This window comes from Serratia sp. H1w, assembly GCF_000633355.1.
Lineage (GTDB): Bacteria > Pseudomonadota > Gammaproteobacteria > Enterobacterales > Enterobacteriaceae > Chania.
Window position 1 is genome coordinate 26,290 of the sequence record NZ_AYMQ01000105.1, and the last position, 20,644, is coordinate 46,933.

The window sequence follows — 20,644 nt, forward strand, 5'->3', positions numbered from 1 at the left end:
TGGCGGGCCTGTATGCCCCGTTTGCATGCCGAACGGGATGACAACCAACGGTAAGGAGCCGTGATGGCAGGGAACAGTATTGGGCAGTTTTTCCGCGTCACCACATTTGGTGAATCTCACGGTGTGGCGCTGGGATGTATCGTAGACGGTGTGCCACCGGGCATCCCACTGACGGAAGCCGATTTGCAGCACGATCTCGATCGTCGCCGCCCCGGCACTTCGCGCTATACCACCCAGCGCCGCGAACCCGATCAGGTGCGGATCCTTTCAGGGGTGTTTGAAGGTGTTACTACCGGCACCAGCATCGGCCTGATGATCGAAAACACCGATCAGCGGTCACAAGACTACGGCGCGATCAAAGACGTGTTCCGCCCAGGCCATGCAGATTACACCTACGAACAGAAATACGGCGTGCGTGATTATCGTGGCGGTGGCCGTTCTTCGGCGCGTGAAACCGCGATGCGTGTTGCTGCCGGTGCCATTGCAAAAAAATATCTGGCGCAGAAGTTTGGCGTGCAGGTACGCGGTTATCTGGCACAGATCGGTGATGTGAGCTGTGAGCTGAAAGATTGGGATCAGGTGGAACAGAACCCGTTCTTCTGCCCGGATCCGGACAAGCTGGAAGCGCTGGACGAACTGATGCGTGCGCTGAAGAAAGAGGGCGACTCCATCGGTGCCAAAGTGACCGTGGTGGCAGAAAACGTTCCGGTGGGCCTGGGCGAACCGGTATTTGACCGTCTGGATGCCGATCTGGCGCATGCGCTGATGAGCATCAATGCGGTAAAAGGCGTGGAAATCGGCGATGGCTTTGCCGTGGTGACCAAGCGTGGCAGTGAAAACCGCGATGAAATTACCCCAGAGGGTTTCCAGAGCAACCACGCTGGCGGCATTTTGGGTGGTATCAGCAGCGGCCAGCCGGTGATTGCTCATCTGGCGCTGAAGCCGACTTCCAGCATCATGGTGCCTGGCCGTACGATCAACCGTCAGGGTGAAGCGGTAGAAATGGTCACCCGTGGTCGTCACGATCCGTGTGTCGGGATCCGCGCGGTGCCGATCGCTGAAGCGATGATGGCGATCGTGCTGATGGATCATCTGCTGCGCCAACGTGCGCAAAACGGTGATGTGATTTCCGACGTGCCACGCTGGTAAGGGAAAACGATGAATAAATGGATGTTGGGCTTGGTGGCGTTGGTCGCTTCCAGTTCTGCCTTGGCGTTAACCCCGTGGCAGAAGATCGACCACCCGGTTAGCGGCACTGCGCAGGCCGTTGGCGGTTTCGCCAACGGTTGTATCATCGGGGCGCACCCGCTGCCGCTTAACTCACCGGACTATCAGGTGATGCGCACCGACCAGCGGCGCTACTTTGGTCATCCCGATCTGCTGGCGTTTATTCAACGCCTGAGCAGTCAGGCCAACCAGAAAGCGCTGGGCACGGTGTTGATCGGCGATATGGCGATGCCGGCCGGCGGACGCTTCAGCAGCGGCCATGCCAGCCACCAATCCGGCCTGGACGTGGACATCTGGTTGCAGTTGCCGCGTCAACGTTGGAGCGCACAACAACTCCTGAAACCGCAGCCAATCGATCTGGTGTCTGGCGACGGTAAACAGGTGGTGGATCGCCAGTGGCAACCGCAGATCGAATCCTTGATCAAGATGGCGGCGCAGGACAGCGAAGTGACGCGGATCTTTGTTAACCCGGCGATCAAACAGCGCCTGTGCCAGGATGCAGGTGCCGATCGCGGCTGGTTGCACAAGGTTCGCCCTTGGTTCGGCCATCGTGCGCACATGCACGTACGCTTGCGTTGCCCGGCAGGCAGTCTGGAGTGTCTGGATCAGGACGCACCGCCGGTAGGTGACGGTTGTGGTGCCGAGTTGGCCAGCTGGTTCAAACCCCATCAGCCAAATGCCAACCCGGTGAAGAAAGAGCCGCCTCCGCTGCCGCCAACCTGCCAGGCGCTGTTGGATAGCCACTTCGCCAACCGCTGATAGCGTAGGCGGGCTGTATGCTGCGCCCGTCTAAATAATCAATGGGTTAGATAGGGTCGAAGATGTTCGGCCCCTACAAATTCAGCAACATCACCGCTTGGCAATCACACTCTAGCGCCTCTTAATGAGGCGTTTATTTTTGGTGTCATAAAGCGTAGTGTGTGCGCAAATAAAAAAGCAGGCAGACGACTTATGGATGGGCTGGTATTAGGTCCCGAATTGCTCGGGATACTGTTCTTGGTAGCAATGTTCGCCGGGTTTATCGATTCGATCGCGGGCGGCGGTGGGTTGTTGACCGTACCGGCTCTGCTGGCCGTGGGAGTTCCCCCTACGCAGGCGCTGGCGACCAATAAATTGCAGTCGGTTGGCGGATCGTTTTCCGCCAGCCTGTATTTTGTCCGCCGTCGGGCCGTCGATCTCAATACCCAGAAGCTGACCATCTTCCTGACGCTGGTGGGCTCGGTGATCGGGGCGATCCTGGTACAGCATATGCGGGCCGATATCCTGCGCCAAATGCTGCCTCTGTTGGTGATTGGCATCGGTGTCTATTTCCTGCTTACGCCACGGCTGGGGGAAAGCGATCGCCAACGCAGGTTGTCAGCCTTACCCTTTGGCCTGGTTGCCGGGGGCTGCGTCGGGTTCTACGACGGTTTCTTCGGCCCGGGTGCCGGTTCGTTTTATGCCCTGGCCTACGTGACGCTGTGCGGCTTTAACCTGGCCAAGGCGACCGCCCATGCCAAGGTGCTGAACTTTACCTCCAATCTGGGCAGCCTGGTGCTGTTTATTATCGGCGGCAAGGTGATCTGGAGCCTTGGGTTGGTGATGCTGGTGGGGCAGGTGTTCGGGGCCCGTCTTGGCGCACATATGGTGCTGACCAAGGGCCAGAAGCTGATCCGGCCGATGATCGTGGTGGTTTCCTTGATCATGAGCTGCAAACTGCTGTACGACAATCATGGTGCGGAAATCCAGCAGTGGTTGGCGTTGCATTTTTAACATCTCAAAAGCGCGGCAAGCTTAACGATATCGGGTATAATTGCCACCTTAATTTTGTGGTTATTCGAGTTTTTTATGTCAGACACACACCAGTATGCGCAACTGATTGAGATTTTTAATCAGTGCTTTAGCGATGAATTCAATACCCGCCTGGTCAAAGGCGACGATGAACCCATCTATCTGCCCGCCGATGATGAGTTGCCTTATCATCGTATCGTCTTTGCACACGGCTACTATGCCAGCGGTATGCATGAAATTTCCCACTGGTGCATCGCCGGTGCCGAACGCCGTAAACTGGTGGACTTCGGTTATTGGTATTGCCCGGACGGGCGCGATGCCCAGACGCAAAGTGAATTTGAAGTGGTCGAGATCAATCCGCAGGCGCTGGAGTGGATGTTCTGCGTCGCGGCCGGTTTCCCGTTCAACGTCAGCTGTGACAATCTCAGCGGGGACTGCGAACCGGATCGCGTTGGCTTCCAGCGTAAGGTTCGCACCCGGGTGTTGGAATTGCTGGAGCGCGGAATACCCACACGACCTGCGCGCTTTATTCAGGCGCTGCAATCGTTTTACAATACGCCTCCGCTGGCGGCCGAGCATTTTCCCTATCCGGAAGATCTCTGAGGCCAGAACCTGTATTTTTACGAGGAAATTTGATGATCGCAGAATTTGAAGCGCGCATTCTGGCGCTGATTGATGACATGGTAGAGCACGCCAGCGATGATGAACTGTTTGCCGGTGGCTACCTGCGCGGTCATCTGACCCTGGCGGTGGCCGAATCGGAAGAACACGACGAACACAGCGCCGAGCAGCTCAAGGTAAGGGTTGAGAGCAGCCTGGACAAGGCCATCAAGGCAGGGGAACTTTCCCCGCCGGATCAGGTGCTGGTGCTGGGCATGTGGGAAAAACTGTATCAGACCGCATTGCCCACCGAGTAAACCAGGCCCTCACCCTAACCCTCTCCCACAAGGAGAGGGGACCGATCGAGCTCGCTGATATTCCCCTTACTTTCCGAAGCCGCAAAGGCTTACCCACGACACCGATCAGCTGATATTCCCCTTACTTTCCGAAGCCGCATAGGCTTACCCACGACACCGATCAGCTGATATTCCCCTTACTTTCCGAAGCCGCATAGACTTACCCACGACACCGATCAGCTCCCTCGCCCTGTGGGAGAGGGTTGGGGTGAGGGGATGGGGCGCCTCCTTTCAGCAGCTTCCTGACCCACATGCGGTTAGGGTTCAACGCTGCCAGCATCTCGCTATCCCCCGGTAGAGGTTCGCCAAACAACTGTGCTGCCAGAATTTCTGCGGCCAGCGGCGCCGAGCATAAGCCACGTGAACCTAATGCTCCGATCATAAATAACCCAGAATACATCGGCGCTGCGGCGATCTCCTCACCACGCTGGCGTTGCCGCTGTAGGCCACCGTACAGGGCCAAGGTGGCCTGATAGTCCGGTACCGAGCCAACCATCGGCATATGGTCTCGCGCAGCGCTACGCACGCCACAGCGGGCCTGTTGCCCACTGACATCCACCTGTTGCGGCCAGTCCTGTTCCGGTAGGCAACGCAGCAAACGCTCGCGGTTCTCCTCCTGCTCTGCCTGACTATATTCCGTGCCTGATTCGCCACGCTGGTAGCTGGCACCAATGCAATGCTGTTGGTTGTTGGGATTGACCGGCGTCAGATAGCCGTCGTAACACAGCACCTGCTTTAACTCACTTAACGTTGGCGTAGTGGGAATATGTGAAACCTGACCACGCACCGCATAAGCAGGCAGCGCAGCGCCAGGTGCCAAAGCAGAAAGCTGGTGCCCGTTAGCCAGGATCACCGTCGCGTGTTGGCGGATTTCAGCTTCGACAAAATGCAGCTGCCAGTTTTCAGCGTTGTGGCTCAGATCCGAGAGCGTATGGTTATAGTGACAAACCAACCCGTGTCGTTCGGCCAGGGCAATGGCGGAGCGCGTCAGGTCAGCGGGGCACAGCCAGCCGCCGAGTGAATAGTGAATGCCACCAAACCCCGTATCGATCCCGCACAAGGCAGTCAGCGTAGCGCGATCGGCCGGTTGTGCCAGAGTGTCCGGCCAGGTAACGGCCAGGATCTTGGCGATCTTGCCAGCGCTTTTCTCATCGTAGGCTAATTGGCTGACGCCACACCATTGGTGATCGAATTCAACCTGCTGTTGCAACAGAGCATCGTACTGGCGGCGGGCAAAAGGGAAGGCGGCGCTAAAGAAGTTTTCCAGCGCATCGCCCCGGCCATTCAGCAAGGGATACAATGCCCCCTGGCGATTGCCCGATGCGCCCTCGGCAGGTTGTGCATCAGCGCAATACAGCGTGACCTTGGCCCCACGGCGTAATAGGGCCAATGCGGTGAGCGCGCTAGCAACGCCACCGCCAATGATGGCGATATCGTCAGTATTTTTTGCTGCGGGCCGCAGGAACCACGGGGTTGGATTGACGCTTGCCGGGGTATCGGTGGGGAGCTGGCCGGTGAGCATCTCACGTTTCTGGCCAAAGCCTTTGCATCGGGTGACCTCAAAGCCGGCCTGCTGTAACCCACGGCGAACAAAGCCTGCGGCAGTGAAGGTGGCAAAAGTGCCTCCTGGGCGGGCAAATCGTGCCATGGTGGCAAACAGCGGTTCACTCCACATATCGGGATTTTTGGACGGTGCAAAACCATCCAGGAACCAGGCGTCAATTTGGTCGTTCATGCTGGCATCAAACTGCGGCAGCAGGGTATTGACGTCACCGAACCATAAATCGAGCGTGATCTGCCCTTCGGCAAGCAGCAGGCGATGGCATCCCGGCAGCGGCAAAGGCCACTGGGCGCGCAACTCCTCGGCAAAGGGAGCCAGTTCTGGCCATTGGGCATGGGCTGCCGTCAGATCGGCCAACTGCAACGGGTATTTCTCAAAGCTGATAAAATGCATGCGCTGCAAGCTGGCCGTCGCTGTCGCCTGCCGAAAATGGGCAAAGGCCTGCCACAGGGTCAGAAAATTCAGTCCGGTACCGAAGCCGGTTTCTGCCACAATAAACAGGGAACGCGGGTGATCGCTGAAACGTTGCGGTAACCGGTTGCCCCCCAGAAAGACATAGCGGGTTTCCTCCAGCCCATCCTGGTTGGAAAAATAGACGTCATCAAACTGTTTCGAAACAGGTGTACCCTGTTCATTCCAGCTTAGCGCTGCGGTTTGGATGGGGGCGTTGCTCACGGTCGGTTGCTCGTAATTCAAGGGGTAGAGCGATTTTAACGGCGGCAGCCCCGAGGTGCAAACTGGATAAAGATAATGCAAAATTGTTCTGATCGGACTTGTTCGGCGTACATCTGTACGCTAAAGTGCGATGCAAAATCCCGAATGTAAAATTGTGGAAGAGGTACCGAATGAAACGTGCAGTGATTACTGGCCTGGGAATTGTCTCCAGCATTGGTAACAACCAGCAGGAGGTCCTGGCAAGTCTGCAGGAAGGCCGCTCTGGGATCACCTTCTCTCAGGAGCTGAAAGATTCCGGCATGCGTAGTCACGTATGGGGCGATGTTAAACTGGACACGACCGGTCTGATTGACCGTAAAGTGATGCGCTTTATGAGCGACGCGTCGGTTTATGCCTATCTTTCCATGGAACAAGCCATTCAAGACTCCGGCCTGGCAGCCGATCAGGTTTCCAACGATCGCACCGGTCTGGTGGTCGGTTCCGGTGGCGGTTCACCGCGTAACCAGGTTGCGGGCTCTGATGGTATGCGTGCCAAAGGCCTGCGCGGCGTTGGCCCTTACATGGTGACCAAGGCGATGGCTTCAGGTGTGTCTGCCTGCCTGGCAACCCCGTTCAAAATTCGCGGTGTGAACTACTCCATCAGCTCTGCCTGCGCAACTTCTGCACACTGTATCGGCCACGCGGTTGAGCTGATCCAACTGGGCAAGCAGGACGTGGTATTTGCTGGCGGCGGCGAAGAGCTGTGCTGGGAAATGGCCTGTGAGTTCGATGCCATGGGCGCATTGTCTACCAGCTACAACGAGACGCCAGAAAAAGCCTCCCGTACCTATGACGCAGCGCGTGACGGTTTCGTTATCGCAGGCGGCGGCGGCATGGTGGTGGTTGAAGAACTGGAGCACGCTCTGGCTCGTGGCGCACACATCTATGCGGAAATCATCGGTTACGGCGCGACTTCCGACGGTGCCGACATGGTGGCTCCATCAGGTGAAGGCGCGGTGCGCTGCATGAAGATGGCGATGCAGGGCGTAGACACCCCAATCGACTACATGAACGTACACGGCACTTCTACGCCAGTGGGCGACGTGAAAGAACTGGGCGCTATTCGTGAAGTGTTTGGCGATAACACCCCTGCGATCTCCTCTACCAAAGCCATGACCGGCCACTCACTGGGTGCCGCGGGCGTGCAGGAAGCGATTTATAGCCTGCTGATGGTCGAGCACGGTTTCATCGCGCCAAGCATCAACATCGAGAACCTCGATGAGAAGGCGGCAGGCATGAATATCGTGACCGAACCAACCAAACGTGAGCTGACCACGGTCATGTCCAACAGCTTTGGCTTTGGCGGCACCAACGCCACGCTGGTGATGCGCAAACTGCAGAAGTAAGCGTTAGAGCGGTATAGTGTTATCAATCGGGCACCGTAACAGGTGCCCGATTCTTTTGTCTTGGCCGCATAAACTTAATAAACGCGTTCATCCCAAATGCTATACCCGGATGTGCCCGCAATCTTGTGTTCCCAGGTAATCGATTTATATTTCAATAAAACTTTCTCGCAGGGGATCAGGTTATTGTTTTCAATCGAGTTAGGGAACATGCTGGCTATGTCGACGAGGGTTGCGCCCGTGAGTTTAATACCGTAGAAATCCTCGATAACCCCCGTGGAGTTGGTTCTGTACATGGAGAATATCGCGGTCATTGATTCATTATTGGATATCGCTACGCCCAGCAATGGAGACGATTTATCAATTGGTTTGGTAAAAGCCAACGGCTGATGGTTGACGTTTTGTTCTCTGTTGATGACGTGATCTAACGAGAGTACCTGGATTTGATCTTCATGACCCTGCTGGAATCGGTTACCAATTGAATCCAGAGTAGAGCAACCAGCGGAGATCAGCCCTTGTTTCTCACCAGTCAGTGTCAGATAAATAAGGTTTGCCATATCATTTCCTTATGGGTTGAGGCGCTTTTATATAAAATAAAAATATTTTATCGCATAAAGCCAGCAACCAGTTTATAGCGCTTAACCTTGTTTGGTAATGCCTTCCTGCAAATAAATAAAGTTAATGTGCGATAACCGCCACTGGCAGCAATGATAAAAACTGTTAAAGTACCCGCAGGCGTTCATCACTGTTGCACATATAACAAGGAAGTGAGAAATGGCGGCTTATTTTAGGACACGCAGTAACATTCGGCCTCTTGGCTGGAATGATGAGCTGTATGTGGTGCAGGGGCAGCCGCTGGCACTTAAAGTGCATGGATTGGGCCCCAATAAACAACATCTCGTTGTGAAGGCTGTGAGTGGCAGCGTTGCCGTTCGGGTTATCCGGGCCGAGAACAATCAGATTGAGCAGGATTTTGAAGTTAGCGTGGTGTTCGCCGGTAAGAATGAACTGCGGGCCTATGTTGCAGAAGTCGATGAAGATTTCTTTTGCAGTGCTGGAATGTCTTCGCCTACGGGGTGTATCCATCCGCTAAAGATCGTCGCCTACCGCAAGCTCAATTTCCCCCCCAATATCTCTGCCGATGAGTTGGCTCTGCTGCGTATGTTCCTGTCTGAAACCATCACTCCTGAAAACAAGGCCTTTAAGTTGGATGATGCGGTAAAGACTATGCAGTATATGCGCCAGGTGGTCTATAACCGTATGGCGTTTACACATCCTCACTATTTCAATATCGCTCGTGGTAATCTAACCGTGTTTGGCGTTATTGGTGCTAAGGGGCAAATCGATGGGTTTAGCGATTACCCTAATATTGATGCGAAAAGTACTGGACGGATCAATAAATTTATTCTGGCTTGTAATAGTACTGGGCTAGGGAAAAAAATTCGACTCTATCGCCAACTTTATCAAAGTGCACTCGATGTTGCCACAGGGAAAAATCCTGGTGTCCAGCATACACCGCTTCTCTATAGCTGGCGCACTGAAGGGAAAGGCTCTCCAGGTTCTAATTTCCAAACAGAGCTGAGCATACAGAACCAGACATTCTTTTCGTTAACTCCTGATTTCATCCGTGATCCGAATCAACGAAAATAGGGCGTTAGGGATATGAAAAGTATATATTTATTGGTCTGCTGGTTATTGGCATTCTCTTGTTCTGCTGGTATGGGGGATAGAGATTATATCTATGATCAGAAAATCACCGAGCGTTTTAAGATCACTCAAACTAGCCCTTATAAAGAACATTATGTATTACCAATGAGATATTTTATGATGTTATTGAAAACCAATAGTACCGATAATCACTTTTGTGCGATTGGTTATCAAATGGCCAATAAACATCGTGAGGGGGCGATATTTTGGCAGGAGGGCAAACTGTTAATCAGTTGGTGGTTGGAGGACCTAGAATTGGATAACATTTTAACAGATGCTAGTTCTATGCTGATATCACCTTCCATATCCTATAAGAATATTGTCCCTTTGGCAGAAATCACTACACAAATGGCGCTATATGCTAAGGAAGATGTAGATCCTATGCGTGCCGATTGCCAACGAAATGGTGAAACCATAGTGATTAAGGCCTTCCCCATGCCTAAAGCCTGCCGAGATGATCCCGATTTTGGGGAGGATTGTCTCGAAGCTCTAAATGCGATTAAGTAGGCGAGTGCGCAATGGATATTGCCTAGATGAGATGACTAACCAGCCGCAACCGACATTGCGTTGCCATCAAAACGATTGCCCCAAATTCGTTAATTCTCGCGTGAGTAGTTGACTGAAATCAAAGTATTTTCTGTTTGCAGGATCGTTCTTGGTCCGCTTTGTCAGCGGATGTAAATTCTATTCCTGTGGCGATTTTCTGCCGATATACTCGACGCAGTTTCTCACTGTGGATTTTTTGCATGTCGGCTTTGGCGTCCATCTCAATATCTATGCATCGTCTGCGCTTCGCCAAGAAGCGGGCCGGCGTATGGCTATTGGCCTTCTGCTGGTTACTGCTCAACAGCCAATTGGCGATCGCCAGCCATAACTGCAATCTGCAACTTACCAGCGCCGCGCCTGCCACGCAGCATACGATGCATATGCAGGCCGCCGATCCGCAAGCCGATAAGATGATGCAGGCCGAAGGGCCCCTGTGTGAAAAACACTGCGTGCCAGATTCGGCACAGCAAGATCACGGCAACCTGGCCTTGGCGGCGGTATTACCTGCCAGCAGTGAGTTGTTGGTTGCCGCTCCTCAGCCCCAGGCACAGTTCTCACGCCTCGATTGGCAAACCCCTCCGATAGCAGGCCCACCGGCAGAGATCGTCTTCTGCCGCTTCCGTGAATAGCCAAACCCATCGCTTTGCCGTCTAGCACGGCGACTTGAATTGTTGTTTGTCTAATTTATGGAGCTATCGTTATGCGTAACCTGATTACTGCTATTTTCATTTCCCTGTTGTTCTCTTCTTTCGTCTCCGCCGAGGAGATGCAGCATCACCAACATGCCAGCCAAGACGCAGCCGTCTATCACTCCAAGGGAATCGTTAAGGCCTGGGGTGAACAGAAAGTTTCGCTCGCTCATCCCGCTATTCCGGCTTTGAACTGGCCGCCAATGACCATGAATTTCCTGCAGCCCCAGCCGCCACTGCCTGCCTTGGTTGTCGGAACGGCGGTGGAGTTCAGCTTCCGTCAGGTTGACGGTGGTTATCAACTGACCGCCATCCGCGCCAGCCAAGACTAACGGGGGCACCATGTCCAGATTACTTTCTCACCCATTGCGGGTGAGCTGGCTGCTGCTCGCCTGTTGGACGGCGAGTGCGCAGGCGGCGGACCTGACGTTGGAACAGTCGTTGCTAGCGGCAGAGCGCTATTCAGCCGAACTCTCGGCCAATCAACACCAGGTCAACGCATTGCAAAACATGGCGGATTCGGCGATGGAATTACCCGATCCCAAGCTGAAATTCGGTATTGAAAACGTGCCGGTACAGGGCGGTAACGCCCGTCGTCTGACCCGTGAGGGGATGACCATGGAGCGGGTTGGCATCATGCAGGATTATGTCAGCAGCACCAAACGCCAACGCAAGGCGGACACTCTGCGTGCCGAAGCCAATAAAACCGAAGCCAGCAGTGCAACTATCCGCGCCCGTTTGCAGCAGCAGACGGCACAGGCCTGGTTGGAACTGGCGCTTAGCCAGCAGACGCTGAAAGACGCCACGGCGTTACTGAAAGAAAGTGAGCGGCAAATCGCTGCCCAACATGCTGGAGTTGCCAGCGGTAGTTCGCCCGCCGCTAACGTCATCGATGCTCGTTTAACGCTGCTGGCGATGCAGGATCGGCTCAGCGAGGCGCAGCGGGACGTCACCATCGCTCAGGCACGTTTGACTCAGTTGACCGGGCAGCAGGTCGAAGGGATCGGTGGCCCGTTGCCGCGTTTCGAACGCCTGCCTGCCGAGAGCGATCTGCTGCGGCAAGCGATCAAACAGCACCCGGAAGTGGTGCAGGCAAGCCGTGAAGCCGATGTGGCCAAGGCGCGATCGGCGCAGTCAGAGGTGGCAGCCATTCCAGACGTGGGTATAGAAGTGTCGTATGGCAAACGGGCCGATGGCTATGAGGATATGGCGGGCGTGATGTTTACCGTCGATTTGCCCCTGTTCCGCTCCCAGCGACAGGACAAAGACTATGCCGCCGACGTTTCCCGCTCTATGGAAGCCAACGATCAACTGACGTTATTGATCCGCGATCACCAGGCTCAGTTGGATACCCTGCTGGCGCAATATCAGGCCGCGCAGGCGCAATGGCAGCGTCAGGAGCAACAAGCGATCCCGTTGCAGCAGCAACGTGTGGCCTTGCAGCTAGCGCAATACCGCAGTGGCAAAAGCGATCTCTCCTCAGTATTGGAAGCACGTCGGGCCTTGCTCGATAGCCGTCTTAGTGCCGGTAAGGCTGCGCGTGAACTGGCGCAGCTGTGGGCTGCCATCCGTTATCTCACCGTGCAGGAGGCTCTGTAATGAAAATGCGTTTTAGCCTGACGTTGTTAGCCGCCTTATTGGGCGGAGCCATGGGCGGTTATTGGTTTGCCGGGGAGAGGGCCGCAACACAGCCTGCCAGCGGCGGCGCTGAACGGCAGGTGCTGTATTGGTACGATCCGATGGTACCCGGCCAGCGCTTTGATAAGCCGGGGAAATCCCCGTTTATGGATATGGAACTGGTGCCACGCTATGCCGATGAGCAGCAGGAAGATGGCGGAGTCACCATCAGCGCCCGCCAGCAGCAGAATCTGGGCGTTCGTACAACGGCAGCACAACTGCGTGAGTTGAATTTGCAGTTGGAGGCTTATGGCAGCGTCGCTACCGATGAACGTAGCGTGCAGGTGATTGCCGCACGGGCCAATGGGCTGGTGGAGAAGCTCTATGTACGGGCCAGCCAGCAGCAGGTAAAAAAAGGCGAGGCACTGGCTCAGCTGTGGATCCCGGACTGGAGCGCTGCGCAGCAGGAATATCTGGCGATCCGCAAGTTGGGGGATAGCGCACTGACTTCGGCAGCCCGCCAGCGTCTGGCGTTGCAGTTTATGCCGGAAGCCATCATTCGGCAGGTTGAACGCAGCGGTCAACCACAGACCCGCATTAGCGTTAGTGCACCGGAGAGCGGCTTTATCAACAAGCTGGATGCGCGGGAGGGGATGCAGGTCACCGCAACCCAGGGCCTGTTTGAATTGGCCAGCCTTGACCCGGTGTGGATGGTCATTGACTATCCACAAGCACAGGCCGGGCTATTGCAGGTAGGCGATGCCGTGGCCGCTAGCTCCGCCAGTTGGCCAGGAGAACGTTTTACCGGCGAGGTCAGTGAACTGTTGCCTAACGTCGATCCGCTGACCCGCACTTTTAAAGCGCGTATCGTGCTGAAGAATCCCCGACAACGTCTGAAACCAGGCATGTATTTACAGGTACAACTGGCGCAAAACGCCGGGGCCAAGCCGGTGCTGGCTATCCCGCAGGAAGCCTTGATCGGCAACGGCGATCGCAACCGGGTGCTGGTGGCAGAAGGCAACGGCCATTTTGCCCCAGTTGAGGTGGTCGCCGGTCTGGCACAGGACGGCTGGGTAGAAATTAAACAGGGTCTGCAAGCCGGGCAACAGGTAGTGACTTCAGGCCAGTTCCTGATTGATTCCGAAGCCAGCATGCGCAGCGCCTTGCCACAGATGGCCGCACAGGAGGGAGTCAAGCAATACCAGACGATGGGCGTGGTCGAGGCGGTGGATGGCGCAACCGTCACGCTGTCGCATGAGCCGGTCGCAGAGTTGCAATGGCCAGCGATGACCATGGACTTTACTCTGCCAGCGGGTGGGTTGCCTGCCGGGATTGGTATCGGCAGCAAGGTGATGTTCCACTTTAGCGTGGATGAAAATGGCTCGCACATCAGCCAGATCATGCCGCAAGGGGGCCACCAATGATCGCCTCCGTGATCCGCTGGTCGATACGCAATCGCCTGTTGGTATTACTGGCTTCGGTCTTGCTGGCCGGGTGGGGCGTCTGGGCGTTGCAGAAGGCGCCGCTGGATGCGCTGCCCGATCTCTCCGACGTTCAGGTGATCGTCCGGGCGACCTATCCGGGCAAAGCACCGCAGGTGATCGAAGATCAGGTTACTTACCCGCTGACCACCACCATGCTGACGGTACCAGGGGCCAGCACGGTACGGGGCTTCTCGATGTTCGGCGATGCCTACGTCTACATTCTGTTTGAAGACGGTACCGATCCTTACTGGGCTCGCTCGCGGGTGCTGGAATCACTCAGTCAGGTGCAGTCCTCGCTACCGCCTCAGGTGAAGGTGGCGCTGGGGCCGGACGCGACAGGCCTTGGCTGGGTGTATGAGTACGCGTTGGTGGATCGCACCGGCAAACACAGCCTGGCCGATCTGCGCGCCTTGCAGGACTGGACGCTGAAGTTTGAGCTGAAAACCGTCCCCAACGTGGCGGAGGTGGCCAGCGTTGGCGGCATGGTGCGGCAATATCAGGTGATATTAAACCCGCAAAGTATGCGAGCGTTGAATATTACCCACCAGCAGGTGGTGAGCGCCATTCAGGATGCCAACCAGGAAGGCGGCGGTGCGCTGCTGGAGATGGGGGAGGCCGAGTATATGGTGCGCACCTCCGGCTACCTGAAAAAGCTCGCCGACTTTAATAACGTGGTGATCACCGCGCGTGACGGGGTGCCTATCCTGCTTTCACAGGTGGCAGAACTGCGTGAAGGACCGGAAATCCGCCGTGGTGTGGCGGAACTCAACGGTGAAGGCGAAGTAGCCGGGGGCATTGTGGTGATGCGCTACGGCAAGAATGCCTTGGAAACCATCAATGCGCTGAAGGCCAAACTGCAACAGCTCCAGCACACCCTGCCGCCGGGCGTGGAGATCGTGCCGGTTTACGACCGATCGCAGTTGATCGAACACGCGATCGATACGCTGTCATTCAAGCTGCAGGAAGAGTTCCTGGTGGTCGCGGTGGTGTGCGCCTTGTTCCTGTCCCACTTCCGTTCGGCGCTGGTGGCGATGGTAACCCTGCCGCTGGGGATCCTCGGTGCCTTTGTGGTAATGCACTACCAGGGGGTTAACGCCAATATCATGTCGCTGGGGGGCATTGCCATTGCCATCGGTGCGATGGTGGATGCCGCGATCGTAATGATCGAAAACATGCACAAGGTGTTAGAGCAGTGGCGACAACGTCATCCCGGCCAGCAGCCGACCTCGAAAGATTACTGGCATATTTCGGAGCAGGCGGCGGTTGAGGTTGGGCCGGCGCTGTTCTGTAGCCTATTAATCATTACCTTGTCGTTTATCCCGGTGTTTTCGCTACAGGCGCAGGAAGGGCGGATGTTTGCGCCGCTGGCGTTTACCAAAACCTATGCCATGGCGGTCTCCGCCGGGCTGGGCATCACGCTGGTGCCGGTGTTGATGGGCTACTTTATCCGTGGCCGTATTCCGGATGAGCATGCCAACCCGATCAATCGCTGGTTGATCCGTATGTATCAGCCGCTGTTGGCCGCAGTGCTGGCACGCCCAAAAACGACCCTGGGGATTTCTGCCCTGTTGTTGGTGCTGACTCTGTTCCCACTCAGCCGTTTGGGCAGCGAGTTCATGCCGCCGTTGGACGAAGGGGATCTGCTGTATATGCCTTCGACCCTGCCGGGGATTTCGGCCCGTGAAGCGGCACGGCTGCTACAGTTGACCGATCGATTGATAAAAACCGTGCCGGAAGTGGACACGGTATTTGGCAAGGCCGGGCGAGCGGAAACGGCCACCGATCCGGCACCGTTGACCATGCTGGAAACCACCATTCGCTTTAAACCGCGTGACCAGTGGCGGCCCGGCATGACGATGGACAAGCTGGTGGCGGAACTGGACAGTGTGGTCAAAGTGCCAGGCATTGCCAACGTCTGGGTGCCGCCGATCCGCAACCGCCTGGATATGCTGGCGACCGGCATTAAAAGCCCGGTGGGCATCAAGGTTAACGGTAGCAATATTGCCGATATCGAGCTGGCGGCGAGCCAGATCGAGCAGGTGGTGAAGCGAGTTCCGGGGGTGACTTCTGCGCTGGCGGAACGTCTTGCCGGTGGGCGCTATGTGGATATCGATATCGATCGCCAGCGTGCGGCACGTTATGGCGTATCGGTGAAAGAGCTGCAATCCATCGTTGCGACGCTGGTAGGTGGGGAAAACGTTGCCGAAACCATTGAGGGACGCGCGCGTTACCCGATCAACGTTCGCTATCCAAGGGAGCTCCGTGATTCGCTGCAAAAGCTGCGTGAACTACCGGTGCTGACCGCCGCGGGTGGACAGGTACCGCTGGCAGAACTGGCAGATATTCGTATCAGTGAAGGGCCGCCAATGCTGAAAAGCGAGAACGCACGTCTCTCCGACTGGATCTACGTCGATCTGCGCGGGCGCGATTTGAAATCGGCAGTGGAGGAGATGCAGCAGGTAGTGGCACAGCAGGTGAAGTTGCCTGCCGGCGTTTCGGTCAGTTGGTCAGGGCAGTTTGAGTATCTGGAACGCGCCAGCGCCCAGCTGAAGATTGTGCTGCCGGTGACGTTGGCAATCATCTTCGTGCTGCTGTTCGTCACCTTCAACAGCGTGAGTGATGCGTTGTTGATTATGGCGACGCTGCCATTTGCGCTGATAGGCGGGGTCTGGCTGCTGTATCTGCTCGATTACAACCTGTCGGTGGCGGGGGCGGTGGGCTTTATTGCCCTTGCTGGGGTGGCGGCCGAGTTTGGCGTGATTATGGTACTGTATCTGAATCAGGCGCTGGCGAAATATCGTCAACCGGGCCAGCCGTTGAGCCATCAACAACTGATGGCGGCGATAAGCGAAGGGGCGGTATTGCGTGTCAGGCCTAAGGTGATGACGGTCGCGACCATTATGGCCGGTTTACTGCCGATCATGTGGGGCGGTGGTGCCGGTTCGGAGGTGATGCAGAGGATTGCCGCACCGATGATTGGCGGTATGGTCAGTGCGCCATTGCTTTCGATGTTAGTGATCCCGGCTGTGTACTCGCTGCTGCACCGCAAAGATGAAAAGCCAGGTGTGCAGGCGGAGTAAATCCCCCTCATCCCAACCCTCTCCCAAAGGGAGAGGGAGCTAGTACAGCGTCGTTGGTATCCGCGTAGGGGCGCTGCATGCTGCGCCCGTGTTAAGGTCAGATGCGGGTGTTAAATTGTGGCACGTTCGGTCACCTTTCCCTGTGGGAAAGGTAAGGGGGAAAAACGTCCTACTTGACCAAAAACGCCTTAAACTGCGGCGTCATTACCGCGCTGAAGCCATCATCGGTTTTGGTGATCAGATACACCGCCAACCCTTTCTCTTCTGCGAGCTTGAGTGCTTTCTCCGTACCCAGCACCATCAATCCGGTATCCCATCCATCGGCTTCCAGCGCCGTAGGGGCGATCACCGTGGCGGAAACCAGCTTATGGGTAATTGGCCGCCCGGTAACGGGATCGATGACATGGGAATAGCGCTGGCCGTCCTGCTCGAAGTAGTTACGATAACTCCCCGCGGTGCTGATGCCATAGCCTTGCAAATCCACCAGCGCCTGCACCGCATTTTCCCGATCGGTTGGCTTTTGGATAGCGACCCGCCAAGGCTGGTTTTGGCCATTCACACCGCGTGACGAAACGGCCCCGCCCACCGAAACCAGATAGTTGGTGATGCCTTTACGCGCCATCAACTGCACCAACTGATCCACACCGTAGCCTTCACCCAGCGTGGAGAGATCGACATACATGCCCGGCAGATCTTTTTGCAACCATTCACCCCGGTTGTCGCTGAGCAGCTTCAGATGTTGTAAGCCAATCTGGCTGCGTGCCGCTTCGATCTGCTGCTGGCTAGGGACTTTGACGACTCGTTTATCCGGGCCGAAACCCCACAGGTTAACCAACGGGCCAACGGTAATATCCATCGCGCCCCCGGTATCACGGCCAATGCGCTGGGCGGTGAGGATGATATCGGCCATCCCACGGGGAATAGGTTGCGGATCGGCGCTTGGGTTCTGGTTGAAGCGAGATAACACCGAATCTGGGCGGTAGGTCGAAATGTCGTCGTTGGCCTGCTCCAACAGCGCATCGATCTCTTGCTGTAATTGCTGTTTGCTCTCGGTGATAGTACCGCTCACCTTCACGCTATAGAACGTCCCCATGGTTTTGCCTTCGATATCGATCTGGGGGCGGGTGTTGGCATCGTTACAGGCGGCTAGCAACATAATTGCCGCGCTCAGCAGCAGCCCTTTGGCAATGGAATTGGCCATAGAAAATCCTAAAAGCAGGGAAAGACGACGGGTATAAAACAAAATCGGCCAAATGAAAAGGGCAACGTGCTTTTTTACTGGCGTAATTCAAGAGGTTCGGCTAACGTCACTTTCCAGTCCTCGCTTGGAAAATAAGAGTAACACCATGAGTTCAAATGCGGTGACCAGTTTGTTGCGGCCATTTTTGCACGATCGTTTTCTGCACGCGTTGCTGCTGATGGGGATGCTACTGTATGCCATTGGTCCGCAGTCGCTAACGGCGCTATCTGGCTTTATCGATTGGCGCACCATTATGACCCTGCTGGGGTTAATGCTGCTGACCAAGGGGGTCGAAGTCAGCGGCTATTTCGATTTTATTGGTCGCCATATCGTCAACACCTTGCACAGCGAACGATCGCTGGCGCTGTTTTTGGTCTTTTCCGCCGCTTTGCTGTCGTCGTTTCTTACCAACGACGTAGCGTTGTTTATCGTTATCCCGCTTACCATCACGCTGAAAAAACTCTCTTCACTGCCGGTAAGCCGCCTGATCATCTTCCAGGCGCTGGCGGTGAACGCTGGGTCATTGCTCACGCCGATCGGCAACCCACAAAATATTTTGCTGTGGAGCAAGTCTTCGCTGACCTTTATGGAGTTTATTGGCCGCATGGCGCCGTTTGGCGTAGCGATGATGCTGAGCTTGCTGGTGGTTACCTGGTTCTGCTTCCCGGCGCGTAAAATCCTTAAGGCTCCAAACACCCAGCCCTATCCTTATCAAATGCGTCTGTTGCTAGGCTGTGTGGCGCTGTATGTGGTCTTTCTGATTTGCCTGGATCTTGATGTGCCGCTGTACGGCATGTTGCTGGTATTAGCCGGTTTTCTGCTGCTGGCCCGCAAGGTGCTGTTGCAGATCGACTGGTGCCTGATTTTGGTGTTTATCGCCATGTTTATCGATATCGGCCTGCTGACCCAACTGCCCGCGATGCAGCCGTTGTTTAACCAGATCGCCTCGCTGGCGGACGGCAGTGTGTACGTGTTGGGTATCGCTTTATCTCAGGTTATCAGTAACGTACCCGCGACGATCCTGTTGCTGAACTATGTTCCTTCCAGCGCCCTGGTGGCCTATGCGGTGAACGCTGGGGGCTTTGGTCTGGCAATCGGTTCGATGGCGAACCTGATCGCCCTGCGGATGGCGGGGGAACGCCAGATCTGGCTGCGGTTCCATTACTATTCGATACCGTTCCTGGCCTGGGCTACGCTGGTCGGCTGGCTGCTACTGCGTTAATTCGGCGCAACCGTTCCACCGCCAGGGTTATCTCCCGTGGCGTTAAGGCGGAGAACCCCAATAACCAGCCGTCGCGTCTGGCGTTGGCGTTCTGATATAGAGCAGAGAGCCCAGGAGTCACCACGCCCAACTGCTGTGCCTGTCGGGTAAGCTCCGCCTCTTGCCCCACTGGCAGCCAGACGCCGAGCTGTAGACCGCCGTCCGAGTGCAATGGCGTAACCAAATGCTGCAGGTGCTGTGCTAACTCCGTCAGCAGCCAATTGCGGCGGCTGCGATAGAGTTGGCGCATGTAGCGGATGTGGGCGGCAAAATGCCCTTGCAGCATAAACTCTGCCGTTACGGCCTGTGCCAACTGAGCGCAATGGCCGTCATACACCGAACGTGCGGTGGTAAACGCCGCGATCAAAGCAGGGGGCACGATCAGATAGGCCAACCGTAGCGAAGGGAATAACGCTTTGGAGAAGGTGCCGACATACAGCACCGTACCGTGGCGATCCAGACCCTGCACGGCGGGCATCGGTTGGCCGTCATAGTGAAACTCGCTGTCGTAGTCATCTTCAATAATCCAGCTGTGCGACCGCCGCGCCTGTTCCAACAGAGCCAACCGTCGTTCCAGGCTGAGCGCCACGCCAGTGGGATATTGATGCGAAGGTGTCAGATAGACCAGGCGAGGGGTCGGCAATGAGTCGTCTGGCCGCAGCCCGTGCTCATCCACCGTCACAGGTACCAGCTTAGCTCCCGCGCTGGTAAAGGCGTTCCTGGCCCCATTGTAACCCGGCTCCTCAACCCACACCGCATCCCCATTATCGATCAGCAAGGTCGCGATCAGCTGTAATGCCTGCTGGGAGCTGGTCAGTACGATCACCTGCTCCGCATCGCAGTTCACGCCACGGGTCTGGCCAACGTAACCGGCAATGGCTTCACGCAGTGGCAGGTAGCCTTGGGGATCGCCATAACGCAGCAGTTTCTCCCCTTGTAGCCGCAGCCGTTGGGCGGTGAGCTGTTGCCAGAGCTTCAGCGGGAAGGCGCGCAGATCCGGCGAACCGGCGGCAAACGGCAGTGGCTGCTGTGGATCGCGGCAGCCCCCGGTTTGTACAATCGCCAAACCGCGCTGCGAGAGCCGTAGCTGGCCGCTGGATTTGCGTATTGCCGCAGGCTTGCTTATCTGAATGGCGACATAGGTGCCTTGGCCCACTCGGCGTTGCAGATAGCCCTCGGCTTCCAGTTGTGAGTAGGCGGCCTCGGCGGTAACCCGCGAAACGCTCAGATCGGCCGCCAGAACCCGTGAGGAAGGCAGCCGTTGGCCCGCGCTTAAGGTGCCTCCATGGATCGCCTTACGTAACGTATTGCACACTCGCTCACGCAGCGTGCCCGTCACGTTCTCCGCTTGTTGAAACAGCGTCAACAGTACCTGAGACATAATCGGTCTTACCAACCAGATAAAATGGGTATCAATGATAAGACCAAAATCGGGCACTATTGTCATCA

The 20,644-nt window shown here is 56.1% G+C and carries 18 protein-coding genes; 14 read left to right on the forward strand and 4 right to left on the reverse strand.

Annotated features, from left to right (window positions below):
• The first annotated feature begins 63 nt into the window (after window positions 1-63).
• The 5 genes from aroC (at window position 64) to U869_RS0122630 (ending at window position 3,914) form a co-directional block, all read left to right on the forward strand.
• Window positions 64-1,149: a chorismate synthase gene (aroC, locus tag U869_RS0122610; RefSeq protein ID WP_021806057.1), complete on the forward strand. Its 1,086-nt coding sequence runs from the start codon at window positions 64-66 to the stop codon at window positions 1,147-1,149.
• Window positions 1,150-1,158: 9 nt separating this feature from the next.
• Entirely contained in the window at window positions 1,159-1,986 is an 828-nt protein-coding gene (gene mepA / locus U869_RS0122615) for a penicillin-insensitive murein endopeptidase (RefSeq protein ID WP_025120734.1), read from the forward strand.
• 192 nt (window positions 1,987-2,178) lie between these two features.
• On the forward strand, window positions 2,179-2,979 hold the full coding sequence (locus U869_RS0122620; protein WP_025120733.1) for a sulfite exporter TauE/SafE family protein: 801 nt from the start codon (window positions 2,179-2,181) through the stop codon (window positions 2,977-2,979).
• A 75-nt stretch (window positions 2,980-3,054) separates the two neighbouring features.
• Window positions 3,055-3,600, forward strand: coding sequence for an elongation factor P hydroxylase (locus U869_RS0122625; protein WP_025120732.1), 546 nt, complete (start codon window positions 3,055-3,057; stop codon window positions 3,598-3,600).
• Window positions 3,601-3,632: 32 nt separating this feature from the next.
• Entirely contained in the window at window positions 3,633-3,914 is a 282-nt protein-coding gene (locus tag U869_RS0122630) for a YfcL family protein (RefSeq protein WP_025120731.1), read from the forward strand.
• Window positions 3,915-4,113: 199 nt separating this feature from the next.
• On the opposite strand, the gene mnmC is transcribed toward U869_RS0122630, so the two are convergent.
• Window positions 4,114-6,189: a bifunctional tRNA (5-methylaminomethyl-2-thiouridine)(34)-methyltransferase MnmD/FAD-dependent 5-carboxymethylaminomethyl-2-thiouridine(34) oxidoreductase MnmC gene (mnmC, locus tag U869_RS0122635; RefSeq protein ID WP_025120730.1), complete on the reverse strand. Its 2,076-nt coding sequence runs from the start codon at window positions 6,187-6,189 to the stop codon at window positions 4,114-4,116.
• Window positions 6,190-6,359: 170 nt separating this feature from the next.
• Between mnmC and fabB the strand changes: the two genes are divergently transcribed.
• Window positions 6,360-7,574 carry a beta-ketoacyl-ACP synthase I gene (gene fabB / locus U869_RS0122640; protein WP_025120729.1) on the forward strand — a complete coding sequence of 405 codons (1,215 nt, stop codon included), beginning with the start codon at window positions 6,360-6,362 and terminating at the stop codon, window positions 7,572-7,574.
• Between the two features lie 74 nt (window positions 7,575-7,648).
• Here fabB and U869_RS0122645 read toward each other — a convergent pair whose 3' ends face one another.
• Window positions 7,649-8,128 (reverse strand): Hcp family type VI secretion system effector, encoded by a 480-nt coding sequence (locus U869_RS0122645; protein ID WP_025120728.1) that lies wholly within the window; start codon window positions 8,126-8,128, stop codon window positions 7,649-7,651.
• Between the two features lie 217 nt (window positions 8,129-8,345).
• Between U869_RS0122645 and U869_RS0122650 the strand changes: the two genes are divergently transcribed.
• The 7 genes from U869_RS0122650 to U869_RS0122680 all read left to right on the forward strand — a co-directional run bounded on the left by U869_RS0122650 (window position 8,346) and on the right by U869_RS0122680 (window position 16,694).
• Window positions 8,346-9,221, forward strand: a complete 876-nt coding sequence (locus tag U869_RS0122650) for a hypothetical protein (RefSeq protein ID WP_025120727.1) — start codon at window positions 8,346-8,348, stop codon at window positions 9,219-9,221.
• 12 nt (window positions 9,222-9,233) lie between these two features.
• The gene (locus tag U869_RS0122655; protein ID WP_025124002.1) at window positions 9,234-9,785 is read left to right on the forward strand and encodes a hypothetical protein; all 552 of its coding nucleotides are present in this window, start codon (window positions 9,234-9,236) and stop codon (window positions 9,783-9,785) included.
• 239 nt (window positions 9,786-10,024) lie between these two features.
• Entirely contained in the window at window positions 10,025-10,453 is a 429-nt protein-coding gene (locus U869_RS0122660; protein ID WP_025120725.1) for a hypothetical protein, read from the forward strand.
• Between the two features lie 71 nt (window positions 10,454-10,524).
• Entirely contained in the window at window positions 10,525-10,845 is a 321-nt protein-coding gene (locus U869_RS0122665) for a copper-binding protein (RefSeq protein WP_025120724.1), read from the forward strand.
• Between the two features lie 10 nt (window positions 10,846-10,855).
• On the forward strand, window positions 10,856-12,112 hold the full coding sequence (locus tag U869_RS0122670) for a TolC family protein (RefSeq protein ID WP_025120723.1): 1,257 nt from the start codon (window positions 10,856-10,858) through the stop codon (window positions 12,110-12,112).
• Entirely contained in the window at window positions 12,112-13,554 is a 1,443-nt protein-coding gene (locus U869_RS0122675; RefSeq protein WP_025120722.1) for an efflux RND transporter periplasmic adaptor subunit, read from the forward strand. The genes U869_RS0122670 and U869_RS0122675 overlap by 1 nt, the downstream gene beginning before the upstream one ends.
• The gene (locus tag U869_RS0122680; protein ID WP_025120721.1) at window positions 13,551-16,694 is read left to right on the forward strand and encodes an efflux RND transporter permease subunit; all 3,144 of its coding nucleotides are present in this window, start codon (window positions 13,551-13,553) and stop codon (window positions 16,692-16,694) included. Before U869_RS0122675 ends, U869_RS0122680 begins: the two co-directional genes overlap by 4 nt.
• A 169-nt stretch (window positions 16,695-16,863) precedes the next feature.
• On the opposite strand, the gene apbE is transcribed toward U869_RS0122680, so the two are convergent.
• Window positions 16,864-17,895, reverse strand: a complete 1,032-nt coding sequence (gene apbE, locus U869_RS0122685) for an FAD:protein FMN transferase ApbE (protein ID WP_025120720.1) — start codon at window positions 17,893-17,895, stop codon at window positions 16,864-16,866.
• A 145-nt stretch (window positions 17,896-18,040) separates the two neighbouring features.
• Here apbE and U869_RS0122690 point away from each other — a divergent pair, with 145 nt between their 5' ends.
• Window positions 18,041-19,156, forward strand: a complete 1,116-nt coding sequence (locus tag U869_RS0122690; protein ID WP_025120719.1) for an SLC13 family permease — start codon at window positions 18,041-18,043, stop codon at window positions 19,154-19,156.
• On the opposite strand, the gene U869_RS0122695 is transcribed toward U869_RS0122690, so the two are convergent.
• Window positions 19,125-20,576 carry an aminotransferase class I/II-fold pyridoxal phosphate-dependent enzyme gene (locus U869_RS0122695; RefSeq protein ID WP_025120718.1) on the reverse strand — a complete coding sequence of 484 codons (1,452 nt, stop codon included), beginning with the start codon at window positions 20,574-20,576 and terminating at the stop codon, window positions 19,125-19,127. The genes U869_RS0122690 and U869_RS0122695 overlap by 32 nt on opposite strands.
• Window positions 20,577-20,644: the final 68 nt, after the last annotated feature.

Coding starts and splice junctions, on each gene's coding strand:
- U869_RS0122670 (WP_025120723.1), top strand. CDS start 10,856: ATGTCCAGATTACTTTCTCACCCATTGCGGGTGAGCTGGCTGCTGCTC.
- U869_RS0122665 (WP_025120724.1), top strand. CDS start 10,525: ATGCGTAACCTGATTACTGCTATTTTCATTTCCCTGTTGTTCTCTTCT.
- U869_RS0122620 (WP_025120733.1), top strand. CDS start 2,179: ATGGATGGGCTGGTATTAGGTCCCGAATTGCTCGGGATACTGTTCTTG.
- fabB (WP_025120729.1), top strand. CDS start 6,360: ATGAAACGTGCAGTGATTACTGGCCTGGGAATTGTCTCCAGCATTGGT.
- apbE (WP_025120720.1), bottom strand. CDS start 17,895: ATGGCCAATTCCATTGCCAAAGGGCTGCTGCTGAGCGCGGCAATTATG.
- U869_RS0122690 (WP_025120719.1), top strand. CDS start 18,041: ATGAGTTCAAATGCGGTGACCAGTTTGTTGCGGCCATTTTTGCACGAT.
- U869_RS0122660 (WP_025120725.1), top strand. CDS start 10,025: ATGTCGGCTTTGGCGTCCATCTCAATATCTATGCATCGTCTGCGCTTC.
- U869_RS0122695 (WP_025120718.1), bottom strand. CDS start 20,576: ATGTCTCAGGTACTGTTGACGCTGTTTCAACAAGCGGAGAACGTGACG.
- U869_RS0122680 (WP_025120721.1), top strand. CDS start 13,551: ATGATCGCCTCCGTGATCCGCTGGTCGATACGCAATCGCCTGTTGGTA.
- U869_RS0122645 (WP_025120728.1), bottom strand. CDS start 8,128: ATGGCAAACCTTATTTATCTGACACTGACTGGTGAGAAACAAGGGCTG.
- aroC (WP_021806057.1), top strand. CDS start 64: ATGGCAGGGAACAGTATTGGGCAGTTTTTCCGCGTCACCACATTTGGT.
- U869_RS0122625 (WP_025120732.1), top strand. CDS start 3,055: ATGTCAGACACACACCAGTATGCGCAACTGATTGAGATTTTTAATCAG.
- U869_RS0122630 (WP_025120731.1), top strand. CDS start 3,633: ATGATCGCAGAATTTGAAGCGCGCATTCTGGCGCTGATTGATGACATG.
- U869_RS0122675 (WP_025120722.1), top strand. CDS start 12,112: ATGAAAATGCGTTTTAGCCTGACGTTGTTAGCCGCCTTATTGGGCGGA.
- U869_RS0122650 (WP_025120727.1), top strand. CDS start 8,346: ATGGCGGCTTATTTTAGGACACGCAGTAACATTCGGCCTCTTGGCTGG.
- mepA (WP_025120734.1), top strand. CDS start 1,159: ATGAATAAATGGATGTTGGGCTTGGTGGCGTTGGTCGCTTCCAGTTCT.
- U869_RS0122655 (WP_025124002.1), top strand. CDS start 9,234: ATGAAAAGTATATATTTATTGGTCTGCTGGTTATTGGCATTCTCTTGT.